Annotated in this window: 8 protein-coding genes; all 8 read left to right on the top strand. The window is 50.8% G+C overall.

What is annotated here, in order from left to right:
* Positions 1-14: 14 nt before the first annotated feature.
* On the top strand, positions 15-3,995 hold the full coding sequence (locus tag VIM87_RS05610) for an alpha-2-macroglobulin family protein (protein WP_331996029.1): 3,981 nt from the start codon (positions 15-17) through the stop codon (positions 3,993-3,995).
* A 70-nt stretch (positions 3,996-4,065) separates the two neighbouring features.
* Complete coding sequence (locus VIM87_RS05605; RefSeq protein WP_331996028.1) at positions 4,066-5,157, top strand: FAD-binding oxidoreductase; 1,092 nt, start codon at positions 4,066-4,068, stop codon at positions 5,155-5,157.
* A gap of 127 nt (positions 5,158-5,284) precedes the next feature.
* Positions 5,285-7,033 carry an aspartate--tRNA ligase gene (gene aspS / locus VIM87_RS05600; protein WP_331996027.1) on the top strand — a complete coding sequence of 583 codons (1,749 nt, stop codon included), beginning with the start codon at positions 5,285-5,287 and terminating at the stop codon, positions 7,031-7,033.
* Positions 7,034-7,385: 352 nt separating this feature from the next.
* Positions 7,386-7,916, top strand: coding sequence for a glucosaminidase domain-containing protein (locus VIM87_RS05595; RefSeq protein WP_331996026.1), 531 nt, complete (start codon positions 7,386-7,388; stop codon positions 7,914-7,916).
* Positions 7,917-7,927: 11 nt separating this feature from the next.
* Complete coding sequence (locus tag VIM87_RS05590; RefSeq protein WP_331996025.1) at positions 7,928-9,310, top strand: GDSL-type esterase/lipase family protein; 1,383 nt, start codon at positions 7,928-7,930, stop codon at positions 9,308-9,310.
* Positions 9,311-9,353: 43 nt separating this feature from the next.
* Complete coding sequence (locus tag VIM87_RS05585) at positions 9,354-10,607, top strand: GDSL-type esterase/lipase family protein (protein WP_331996024.1); 1,254 nt, start codon at positions 9,354-9,356, stop codon at positions 10,605-10,607.
* A 33-nt stretch (positions 10,608-10,640) separates the two neighbouring features.
* Entirely contained in the window at positions 10,641-12,128 is a 1,488-nt protein-coding gene (locus VIM87_RS05580) for an MBOAT family O-acyltransferase (protein WP_331996023.1), read from the top strand.
* Between the two features lie 37 nt (positions 12,129-12,165).
* A partial coding sequence (locus VIM87_RS05575) for a porin (RefSeq protein WP_331996022.1) occupies positions 12,166-13,473 on the top strand: 1,308 nt, incomplete at its 3' end.

Genomic DNA, 13,473 nt, shown 5'->3' with positions numbered 1-13,473 from the left:
GTCCTAAATTTTATGTGGAGTTTGATACAGTAAAAGGCAGCTACCGTGTAGGCGATACCGTAACCATACATGGTAAGGCGCTGGCTTATGCCGGTAATAATATTGATGGCGCTGCGGTAAAATACCGTGTAGTGCGCGAAGCCCGCTACCCTTATTACTGGATGTTCCTGTACCGGCCCATACCTCCATCTGCATCCCGTGAAATAACACATGGGCAGCTGCAAACCGGTGCAGACGGTACTTTTACCATTCACTTTAATGCCCTGCCGGATAAACAGATAAAGCCGGAGCTGAAACCTATTTTCACCTATCGTATCTATGCAGATGTAACGGACCTGAATGGCGAAACCCGCAGCGGCGAACAACGTGTAGCCGCCGGTTACCAGCTTATGGAAATAAAGCTGGATGTGCCGGACGAGCTATCTGCCAAAGAGCTGCAGCAGGTAAAAGTAACTACCGCTAACCTGAACGGTACCTTTGAACCGGCCACCGTGCAAATGCGTTTACTGCCCCTGCAGCATCCCAACCGCCTTATGCGTCCCCGTTACTGGGAGGCGCCGGACCAGTTTGTATTAACTGAACAGGAATACCTGCAGGCATTTCCGCTGGATGTATATAAAAGGGAAAATGAGCCGGCGCAGTGGCCGCGTAAAACACCGGTGCTGGAAAAAACATTCACCACTGCAAAGGATGGCCGTACAGAGCTGTCTGTGAAGTCGTTGCCGGCAGGGGCCTATGAGCTGGAAGTAACTGCCAGAGATGCTGCAGGCGGTACCCTTACACAGAAAAAAGTATTTAACCTGGTAGATGCTGCTGCGCCGCAGCTGCCTTATCCAGCCTACCTGCGCATAATGGCGGATGAGCAGCCGCATGAACCGGGCAGCGAGGTAAAACAGGTAGTGGGCACCACCGCCAAAGACCTGCATGTATTGCAAACCATTGAAAGGATGGACGGGCAGCAGGACGATGATTTTGTACAACTATCTGCACAGCAAAGATCGTTTGCTTATAACATTACAGAAAAAGACCGCGGCGGCTTGCGTATAACCTATACCGTTGTAAAAGATAACCGCGTATTCAGCCAAACACAGGATGTTGCGGTGCCCTGGAGCAATAAAACACTGGATATACAAATAGGCACACACCGTGATAAGCTGCTGCCCGGTGAAAAGGAAAAATGGCAGGTACAAATAAAAGGTTACAAAAAAGACCAGGTAGCGGCAGAGCTGCTGGCCACCATGTACGATGCCTCCCTGGATGCTTTTGCACCACAGCATTGGACACTACCGCCACTGTACCCGGTGTTTAGCCCGGGAGCAACCTGGTATGATACGGACAACTTTACCAAACAGCAATCCTTTAACCGGTACCCGCCGGTACCGCCGCTGGAAGATAGTGTGATCATTTATGATGCGCTACGCTGGTCTGACTGGCTTAGCGGCGGATATGGCGGCGGCAGAATGTATAAGAAGGAATTACGGATAGGGGCTGTTGCACCTGGCCTTGCGCGTGACAGGGCTGCTGTAGCATCTGCTGTTCCTGCGCCGGCCGCGCCGGTAATGGCGGAAGCGGCCATGGATAAAAACGCTTCGCTATCAGAGGTGGTAGTGGCTGAAGCGCCTAAACCTGCAGCAGAGCCACCTGCTGCTGTAACGCCCCGCACCAATTTTAATGAAACCGCCTTCTTCCTTCCGGACCTGCATACGGATAAAGATGGCAACATCACTTTTGAATTTACAGTGCCGGAAGCCCTTACCCGCTGGCGTTTCATGGGCCTGGCCCATACAAAGGAAATGGCTTTGGGCTATACGGAAACCAGTATTGTTACCCAAAAGCCATTAATGGTGCAGCCCAATGCACCCCGCTTTATGCGCGAAGGTGACCGTATGGAATTCAGCGCCAAGATCAGCAACCTGGCAGATAGCACGCTGATAGGCCAGGCCCGCCTGGAGCTGCTGGATGCCACCACTATGCAGCCGGTTGACGGCTGGTTCCAGAACACTTTCCCGGTGCAGCATTTTACTGCCTACAAAGGGCAAAGCACGCTGGTAACCTTCCCGGTGCAGATACCCTACAACTTTAACAGCGCGCTGTTATACCGCGTGGTAGCACAGTCCGGCCAGTTTAGCGATGGAGAGGAGAATGCCTTACCCGTGCTTACCAACAGCATGCTGGTAACAGAAACCTTACCGCTGGCATTGCGCGGCGATGGTAAGCGCAGCTTTACTTTTGACAAGCTGCTGCATAGCGATACCTCTGAAACCCTGCGCCAGCATGCCGTAACCGTAGAGTTTACCGGTAACCCGGCCTGGTATGCCGTACAGGCATTACCGTATTTAATGGAATACCCGCACCAATGTGCGGAGCAAACCTTTAACCGGTATTATGCCAATGCACTGGCCACCCACCTGGTAAATGCTTTACCGGGCATTAAAACAATATTTGATCAATGGGCTAAAAAAGATACCGCTGCGCTGCAAAGCAACCTGCAAAAGAATGAGGAGCTGAAAGCCGTGCTGCTGCAGCAAACGCCCTGGGTGCTGGAAGCTAAGAATGAAGCAGAGCAGAAATCACGCATTGCCCTGCTGTTTGACCTGCACCGCATGAGCAGGGAGCTGGAAAAAGCGCTGGGACAGTTAAAACAAATGCAGCTGCCCTCCGGCGCCTTCCCCTGGTTTACCGGTATGTGGGAAGACCGTTTTATTACCCAGTACATTGTTGCCGGCGTGGGCCGCCTGCAGCAGCTGGACGCACTTTCCGCCGAACAGGAAGCAAGCTGCCGGGAGCTGACAAACAAAGCGCTTAACTACCTGGATCTGCAGCTGGATAAGGATTACCACCAGCTGTTACAGCAGAAGGCAAATATGAAAGAGCAGCATATCAGCGGCGTACAGGTGCACTACCTGTACATGCGCAGCTTTTATAAAGACAAACCTGTAGCCGCTAAATACCAGGCTGCCTATAGCTATTACCTGGAGCAGGCTAAAAAGTTCTGGCTGCCGCAAAACCGCTACGTACAAGCGTTAGCAGCAGTGGCGCTGTATAAGCATAACGATAAGGAAACACCTGCCGCTATTTTAAAGTCATTAAAAGAACATGCTATTACCAATGAGGAAATGGGCATGTACTGGAAAGAGCAATGGGGCTACTGGTGGTATCAGGCGCCTATTGAATCGCAGGTGATGATGATAGAAGCTTTTGATGTAGTAGCAAAAGATACCGCTGCGGTAGATGCTATGAAAACCTGGCTGCTTAAGAACAAGCAAACCAATAACTGGAACACCACCAAAGCCACGGCAGATGCCTGTTACGCCATGCTGTTAAGCGGTAATAACTGGCTGGCAGCCAACCCGCAGGTAACTATACAGCTGGGTACTGAAACTATTAGCTCCGCTAATCAGCATACAGAAGCCGGCACCGGTTATTTCAAGAAAAGACTGGAAGCTAAAGAGGTGAAACCCGCTATGGGCAATATACAGGTAAGCATACAGGGCAGCCAGGGACAACCCTCCTGGGGCGCAGTGTACTGGCAGTATTTTGAGCAGCTGGATAAAATAACGCCTGCCGCGACACCGCTGAAGCTGGAAAAACAGCTGTTTATCCAGGAAGTAACTGACAAAGGCCCGGTGTTAACAGCCATCTCAGATAACAAGCAGCTGAAAATAGGCGATAAGGTAAAAGTGCGGATCGTGCTGCGTGCCGACCGTGATATGGAATACATTCACCTGCGCGATATGCGTGCGGCCTGCTTTGAGCCGCAGAACGTGATCAGCAGCAGTAAATGGCAGAATGGGCTCAGCTATTATGAAAGCACTAAAGATGCCTCTACTGATTTCTTTTTCAGCTATCTGCCCAAAGGCACCTATGTGTTTGAGTACACGCTCTTCGTAACACACGAAGGCACTTTCTCCAATGGCATCAGCACCGCCCAATGCATGTACGCGCCGGAATTCAGCGCGCATAGCGAAGGGCTGAATGTTAAGGTCGTGAAGTAGTTTTTTTGTCCATGGTCCATAGTCCATGGTCTATTGCATATATCGTAGTACAATTATTACGGAGTATGCTATGGACTATCGGCCATGGACCATGGACTTTTTATACATTCGCACCATGCAATTCGACTACCTCATTGCCGGCCAGGGCATAGCCGGCACTATGCTCAGCCACCGCCTGTTAGAGGCGGGGCAGCGGGTGCTGGTAATAGATGCGTATAAACCCAACAGCGCATCGCGTATAGCCGCCGGTGTTATTAACCCTGTATCGGGCCGCCGTTTTGAAATGGCATGGATGTATGAACAGCTGTACCCGTTTGCAAAACAAACCTACCGGCAGCTGGAACAGCTGTTAAGCGTACCGGTGTTTAAAGAAAGGGATATCTGGATGGCCCTGCCATCGGAACAGCTGCGCACGGCCTTTAATAATAAAACCACGCAGGGCTTAGCCCAGCAATATACCCACCCTGCAGATGCCGCCCTGATGGCACCCTGGCTGCACCAGCCTTACGGCGCGGCCATTGTAAAAGGCGCTACGGTATTGCTGCATCACCTATTACCTGCATGGCGGCATTATTTAGCACAACGGCAATTGCTGTGGGATGAGCAGCTGGACCTTACGCAATTACAGCATACTGCAGCCGGTGTGCAGTATAAGGAGGTGCAGGCCCGCGCCATTATTTTCTGCGAAGGTGCGCAGATCATTCATAACCCCTGGTTCAAACACATTCCTTTTCTGCTGAATAAGGGAGAGGTATTAAAAGTGCGCATTCCCGGCCTGCATACGGAAAACATCCTAAAAAAAAGTATTACGCTGGTGCCGCAGGAGCAGGAGGTGTTCTGGGCAGGCTCCACCTTTGTATGGGATTATGTGGATGAGGCGCCTACCCCGGAAAAAAGGCTGTTCCTGGAAGAAAGCCTGCAGCAGCTGTTGAAAGTACCCTACACGGTGCTGGAACAGCAGGCCGGCATACGCCCCTCCGGTAAAGACCGCCGCCCTATAATGGGCCTGCATCCGCAATACCCCGCCCTGGGCCTGTTCAATGGCCTGGGCACCAAAGGCTGCTCCCTGGCCCCTTACATGGCGCATATGCTTACACAGCATTTATTGCAGGGAATGCCCCTGCTGCCGGAAGCCGATATTAAACGATATTTTAATAGATGAAGGGTTACAAATGCAGGCCTTAAAATGTATCTTTGCCCCCCAATAAATACTTTTTTGAGGTGTAATGTCTGGTGACCCATATCCATCAAACATGCACGGTCAAAGTTCAAAACATCAACTTTTTTCTATGTATAGAACGCATACTTGTGGTGAACTCAGGTTGGAGCAGGCAGGCCGGCAGGTTACATTAGCCGGTTGGATACAAACCGTCAGGAAATTTGGCAGCATCACTTTTGTGGATCTGCGCGACCGTTACGGTATTACACAGCTGCTGTTCGGGGAATCCCTGAATGCCCGGCTGGATGAGCAGCCCCTGGGACGTGAGTTTGTAGTGCAGGTAACCGGCACCGTTACAGAGCGTACCAGCAAAAATCCGAATATGCCTACCGGCGATGTAGAGATCACCGTAAGCGATTTTTCTATACTGAATGCCGCCAAAACACCGCCCTTTACCATCCAGGATGATACGGACGGTGGCGATGAGCTGCGTATGAAATACCGCTACCTGGACCTTCGCCGCAACCTGGTGAAGCAGAACCTGGAGCTGCGCTACCGCGTAAACCGCTCTGTACGCAACTTCCTGGATACCAGGGGATTCATGGATATTGAAACACCTTTCCTTATAAAATCCACCCCGGAAGGCGCCCGCGACTTTGTGGTGCCCAGCCGTATGAACCCTAACGAGTTCTACGCCCTGCCGCAGTCGCCCCAAACCTTTAAGCAGCTGCTGATGGTGAGCGGGTACGACCGCTACTACCAGGTGGTAAAATGCTTCCGTGATGAGGACCTGCGTGCCGACCGGCAGCCGGAATTTACCCAGATTGACTGCGAAATGAGCTTTGTAGAGCAGGAAGATATCCTGAACACCTTTGAGGACATGGTGAAACATGTGTTCAAAGAGATCAAGGGCATTACTTTCAACGAAGCTTTTCCCCGCATGACCTGGGAGCATGCCATGGAGTTTTACGGGAACGATAAGCCGGACATCCGCTTTGAAATGAAGCTGGTGAACCTTACCAATACTGTTCAGAACCAGGGCTTTAAGGTGTTTGATGATGCGGAGCTGGTAATTGCCATCTGCGCAAAAGGCTGCAGTGAATACACCCGTAAGCAGCTGGATGAGCTGACCGATTGGGTGAAACGCCCCCAGATAGGCATGAGCGGCCTCATTCACCTGAAATATAACACAGACGGTACGCTGAAGAGCTCTGTGGATAAATTCTTTGATGAAACAAAGCTGAAAGGCTGGGCTGAAAAATGTAATGCCCAACCCGGCGATCTTATACTGGTGCTGGCCGGCCGCGAAGAGCGCACCCGCAAAGCCATGAGCGAGCTGCGCCTGGAAATGGGCGAACGCCTTGGATTTCGCAACAAAAACGAGTTTAAACCGTTATGGGTCATAGACTTTCCGCTCTTTGAGTATGCTGAAGAGGAAAAACGCTGGGTAGCCCGTCACCATCCGTTCACCTCCCCCAAACCGGAGCAGCTGGCCCTGATGGATGAGCCATCTAAGTATGGCGAGATCAAGGCTAATGCATATGATATAGTGTTGAATGGCACGGAGGTAGGCGGCGGCTCTATCCGTATTTTCCAGCGCGAGCTGCAGGAGAAAATGTTTGCCGCCCTGGGTATGAGCCCCGAAGAGGCCCGTCATAAGTTCGGCTTCCTGCTGGGCGCCTTTGAATACGGTGCGCCTCCCCATGGCGGTATTGCCTTTGGTTTTGACCGCCTGTGCTCCCTGCTGGGCGGCAGCGAAAGCATCCGCGATTTCATTGCGTTCCCCAAGAATAACTCAGGGCGCGATGTAATGCTGGATGCCCCCAGTGATATAGATCAGGCCCAGCTGGATGAGCTGAAGATTGGACTGGTTAAATAGTTGGCAGTTAGCAGCCGGCAGTTGGCAGTTTTGAAAATTGCGCAATGCCTGAAATTAGGTTAAGTGGTTGATAGTTATTGATTTTGTAGTTGGCAGTTTTTGGAGATTTTACATACTTAGGTTAATAGCCAGAGACTGCCCACTGCAAACTGCCCACTGCCAACTATTTACTTTCCAATTAGTTAGCAACCCGGCATATAATTTGCAAGAGGCTGATGCTTTTGATAAAAGATCCCCTTTGGCGCCTTTCAAAAGGTACCAAAGGGGATTGGCACAATATAGAGAGCGTATTGATATTTAATTTATATTACATAAATTTGTAAATTATTAACACCACAAAAAATATACTGCCATGAGAGGCAACAAACTACTCAGTCGTGTGGTATGGTTTTGTGCAATGCTAATATGTGTGCTGGTAGCACAAACAGCATACCCCCAACAGCATAAGAAGCGCTACCTCGACAAATACGAGGACCTGTCAGTGAAGCTGATGAATGAAACCGGTATCCCGGCCAGTGTAATACTGGGCATAGGTATGCTGGAATCAGGCATGGGCACCAGCCGCAACGCAAAAATGCTGCATAACCACTTTGGTATTGTAGGGCGTAACAACCTGGCCAAGCGGCATGCAAGCTATCGTTCAAAATACAAGGAGTATGATACGGATGAAGATTCCTATGAGCACTTTGTAAAGATCGTCCGTAAAAAGAAATGGTATGCAAGCATGAAAGGCAATACGGAATATTCCCTTTGGCTGAAGCATATGAATCATACCGGTTACAGCACTGCCGGTACAGAATGGATCAGAAGAGTAACAAACCTGATTAAACGATACAAATTGTATAAATTGGATGCGCAAATGGAATTTGCGAAATCATCCTAGCCTAGCCACACATGCCAGCCAACAAATCCGCCCACCCGTTCTATATCATTGCCGGCACTATGATATGCTTGCTGGCCTTATCATTTGTACATAACAGCTTCTCCTTCCAGGGTTTTACATCCCGGCAAATAGATCTGCTGGCCGATGTGAAAGCTACGCCCGCTGCCCCTGTTGTTAAGCATACCACTGTTGCTGCCAAAGGCAAGCCGGGCGATTCTGCCAGCCAGGCTACCGGCATCCCGGAACCAGCCCGCCGCAGCTACGATTTTATGACCTACACGGGTATACAGGAGTATACGGATACGGTAGCAGTAGCCCCCGGCATGCAGCACTTTTTAAAAGCTTTGGAGGAGCTGAAAACGGGTAAGCGTAAAAAGGTACGTATTGCTTACTTTGGCGATTCCATGATAGAAGGTGACCTGATCACCGGCGACCTGCGCGACAGCCTGCAAACACAATTCGGCGGCGCCGGCGTAGGTTTTGTACCTGTAACCTCAGTAGTGGCTTCTTTCAGAACCACTATCCAGCATACTTTTTCCAATAACTGGAAAGATTATCATTTCCGCAATAATCCCCCGCAGGACCTGCCGCTGGGCCTTTCGGGGCATACCTTTATACCCGCCACAGAAAGCTGGGCGCGGTATAGCCCTGTGCGTAAGCACGGGCTGGACCGTTTCAGTGAAGTAGTGCTTTTCTACGGCCCGGGTAACAGTAATGTAACTATTAACGGTAAGCCCTACACGCTTTCCGGCGGCGACCCGGTAAATGAGCTGGCCTTTGAGCAGGATACTGCACAGCCATCCTTAACGCTGAAATATGCCGGCGGCAGCCCACAGCCGTTTTACGGCTTAAGCTTTGAAAGTAATAACGGGGTATACGTAGATAACTTTTCTTTCCGCGGTATCAGCGGTATAGAGCTGGGTAAGCTGGGCCGGGGCGTTCTGCAGCAAATGCAGCGCCAGCACCCGTATGACCTGGTAGTGCTGCACTATGGCGCTAATGTGCTGTTTCGCCCGGAGCTAACGGATTACAGCTGGTATGAGCGCCCTATGCAAAGGGTTATAGATTCCCTGCGCAATAACTGGCCTCAAACCTCTTTCCTGATAGTAGGCACCGCAGATAAAGCCTACAAAAAAACAGACCGTTATATTACGGCGCCCGGTGTGCCGGCCCTGCTGAAAGTACAGCATGAGCTGGCAGAGCAGCATGGCACCGCATACTGGAACCTGTACGCAGCCATGGGCGGCGAAGGTTCTATGACGCACTGGGTAGAAGGGGATACCGTATTAGCTAATAAAGATTATACACATTTTAACAGGCAGGGAGCGGCCAGGGTAGGGGCGCTGCTGTATAAAGCGATCATGGATGAGTATAAGCAGGAGCTGCACCCCTAGTGGTTTTGTGAAAGCGTTTGTAAAAGCATATTTGGTTTTATTCATGGACAGTAAGGGTAAAAGCGCGAAGGTGCTTGTTTTTTTCATTGGAGTACTGCTGGTAACAGTTGATGCAGTGGCGCAGCACGCCGCAGCAACAGCTGCAACCAGTAATGTTATACACCAGGATACCGCCCTTTACCGTTTTTTTGCTGCGCTGAACGAGGTGGATAGTAATGTGGTAAGCATCTTGCACCTGGGCGATTCCCATATACAGGCGGGCTTTTTCCCGGTTGCCACAGGCGGCGCGCTGCAGCAGCAGTTTGGCAATGCCGGCCGTGGATGGGTATTCCCCTATAACCTGGCAGGCACCAACGGCCCGGATGATTACCGCTGGAACAGCACGGTAAGATGGCAGACAGACAGGATCATTGACAAACATAAAGACCAGGAGCCGGGACCCGGAGGCATTGTGATCTATTCACAAAGCGCCGCTCCCACACTGGCTTTTAACGGCAAGGGCGATAACGGGATGGAGGATGAGGTAACGCAGGCGCAATTGTTCTTTGATGCAGGAACCACCGATGTAAGCGTGCAAACGCCGGGGGCAGAGGTAACGGTAATGCCGGCGCCCTATCCCGGTTCGCCTACATTAAGCAGGGCCACCTTAAACTTTTCGCAGCCTATGTCTACTTTCCAGACACGCTGGGAAGATAATGGCAGCAGCATTTTCCGGTTCTACGGCGCTATTCTGCAGAACGGGCATAACGGCATCCTGTACCACGCCATTGGTATTAATGGCGCGCAGTACCAGCATTATGTTGAAACGGATAATACGCTGGCTGCACAATGCCAGGCGCTGCAGCCGCAGCTGGTGATCATTTCACTGGGCACTAATGAAGCTTACAGCGGCCTGGGAGCAGCTGCCATCCGCGAGCAGGTGGATAATGCCGTACGTTTGATAAAAGAGCAGCTGCCCAATGTAAATATTTTACTGACCACGCCCCCGGATTGCATGCGCACATCCAAAAAGGCGTTCAGGAAAAAGGCAGGTAAAAAGTACCGCACCTATTACCGCATTAATTACTATCCTAATCCGGCCATTAACATGGTTACGCAGCTGCTGATCGATTACAGCCGTGAGCATGGCCTGGCCTACTGGAATTTTAATGCGGTGAATAAAGCCATGAAAAGCAGCTTTGCCGGCGCCTGGGCGCCTGATCATATCCATTTCAGCGCAAGGGGCTACCAGCTGCAGGGACGCTTGCTGTATGAAGCGCTGCGCCGCTCATACGCCCTGTACCTGGACCGGAGATAAGAAGTAATAAGACCGTTAAATTGAATCGTTTAAATGATTGATGTTACTAAACTGTTGTCAACCTTGTTATACGATCCGAAGGATCCTGTACTGTTCAACAGCGCATTTTTCTTTTATTACTTTGCCATTTTCCTGTTCTGCTACCTGGCGGTATCCGGCAGCAAAACCGGGCGGGTATGGGTTTTTACCCTGTTCTCCCTCTACTTTTTTTACAAAGCCTGCGGGTTTTATGTTGGGCTGGTGATCTTATCGGCCATCGTGGATTTTAACCTTTCCCGGTGGATCTACCGCGCGCAGCAACGGTCGTTACGCGTGTTCCTGCTGGTGTTCAGCATTGTGATTAACATAGGGCTGCTGTTCTATTTCAAGTATACGGATTTCTTTATCGGCATTGTGAACGAGGTAACGGCCGGGCATATACGTCCCCTGCATTTGCTGCTGCCCATTGGCATTTCCTTTTATACATTTGAGAACCTGAGTTATACCATAGATGTGTACCGGAAGGAGTTTCCGCCGGTGGATAATTTTATGGATTACCTGTTCTTCCTTTCCTTTTTTCCCAAGCTGATGATGGGGCCTATTGTGCGGGCGGCCGACTTTATTCCGCAAATATCCCAGCCTTATGTGCTGGACCGGGAAGATATAGGCACCGGCATGTACCTTATTATCAGCGGGCTGTTTAAGAAGATCGTAATATCGGATTTCATTTACCTGAATTTTGTACAATACATTTTTGACGATCCCTCCAAGCATACCGGCCTGGAATGCCTGCTGGGCGTGTATGGCTATGCATTGGTGATCTATTGCGACTTTTCCGGCTACTCTGATATGGCCATTGGCATTGCCCGCTGGACCGGTTTTAAAATACCGCCCAACTTTGCAACCCCTTACCAGAGCGCCAGCATTACGGAGTTCTGGCGCAGGTGGCATATCTCCCTTTCTTCCTGGCTGCGCGATTACCTGTACATTCCCCTGGGCGGCAACCGCAAGGGCAGGGTACGCCAGTATGTGAACCTGGCGCTGACCATGCTGATTGGCGGTTTCTGGCACGGGGCCAGCTGGAACTTTATTTTCTGGGGCGGCCTGCATGGCGTGGCCCTGGGGCTTGATAAAGTAAGGATCGACTGGCTGAAAAAGACCGGTAAAGTGTACACCGGTTTCAGCAAATACTTTTTTAAAGTGCTGGGCATTCTCATCACCTTTCACTTTGTATGTTTTTGCTGGATCTTTTTTAAGGCATCCTCCTTTCACGATGCCTGGGCGCTGATACACCAGATCGCGTACGACTTTCAGCCGGGCATCTGGTATGATCTGTACCAGGGCTATACCGCTGTATTTGCCTTAATGCTGCTGGGTTTTGCGCTGCATTTTGTAACCGCCTCCGGCGGCCAGCAGGTTATGGAAAAAACCATGGCGCGGGTACCGGTATGGGGTAGCGTGGCCATTATGGTTGTGTTCATCTGGCTGCTGATCCAGGTAAAATCTACCCAGCCTATGATCCCGATCTATTTCCAGTTTTAAAGGTTTCTGCTACATTTGCCCCCAAATAGCTATCAACATGCGAATTTCGAGGCGCCTGACGGTGTTATGCCTGCTCCTGTTACTGTCTGCCACTACTGCCAGGGCCCAGTTCCTGATGGATATGATAGATACCACTACCGAACTGGGTAAGGGCATGTTTTCCATGTACAAGAAGTACGATGCGCTGCGTTTTAGCGGTTATATACAACCCCAGTTCCAGTATAGCAGCGCTAAAGGGGCCAAAGGCTTTGCCGGCGGCGATTTTCCGGCTGCGGTAGATAACCGTTTTACCTTACGCCGGGGCCGTTTGCGGGTGGACTATGAGCGTAATAATGATAACCAAATGCCGGTTGTGGCGTTTGCCTTCCAGTTCGATGGATCGGAAAGAGGCGTATTTATCCGTGATTTTTACGGCCGCTTTTTTGAAAATAAGTGGGATGTGCTTTCCATTACCGCCGGTATGTTTGCGCGGCCTTTCGGGTATGAGGTGAACCTGGCCTCGGCCGACCGTGAAAGCCCGGAAAGGGGGCGTATGTCGCAGCTGCTGATGAAAACGGAACGCGACCTTGGGGCCATGCTTAGCTTTGAGCCCCGCCGCAAAAGCCATCCTTTACGCTACATAAAAATAGACGCCGGCTTTTTTAACGGCCAGGGCCTTTCCGGCACTACGGATTTTGACAGCCACAAAGATCTTATTACCCGTATATCACTAAAACCTGTAAAGCTGAATGCGCGTGGTATGCGGCTTTCAGCCGGCATCTCCTGCCTGTATGGCGGTATGCAGCAGTTCACAAAATATATTTACCGCTCAAACGGGGCTGCTGGTTTTGCAGTTGATTCCACTGCCGCCAATGAAGGTAAAATAGCGCCCCGCCATTATTATGGCGCGGATGTGCAATGGAAGATCCCTAACCGGAAAGGATTTACAGAACTAAGGGCTGAATATATCCGCGGCACTCAAACCGCTACTGCAGCCAGCAGTGAAACACCGGGTGTAATACCGGTAGATGCTGCCGGGCACCGCCAGCCGCTATACATCCGCAAGTTCAATGGGGCTTATGTTTATTTTTTACAGCACCTGGGCAGCGAGCAGCACCAGCTGGCGCTGAAGTATGATCTTTATGATCCCAACCGGGAGCTGCACGGCCACCAGATAGGGCAGGCTAACAGCAACACTACGGAAGCGGATATACGTTTTGATACTTTTGGCGGTGGTTATTTATACTACATGAACGAGCACCTGAAGCTTACCCTCTGGTACGACCTGGTGCGTAATGAAGCTACCGACCTGCAGGGCTATACCAAAGATGTGGCGGATAACGTATTTACCTGCCGCCTGCAGTTC

This window comes from Chitinophaga sp. (genome assembly GCF_036569125.1).
Classification (GTDB): Bacteria; Bacteroidota; Bacteroidia; order Chitinophagales; family Chitinophagaceae; genus Chitinophaga.
This window is presented reverse-complemented; position numbering and strand designations above follow the sequence as displayed.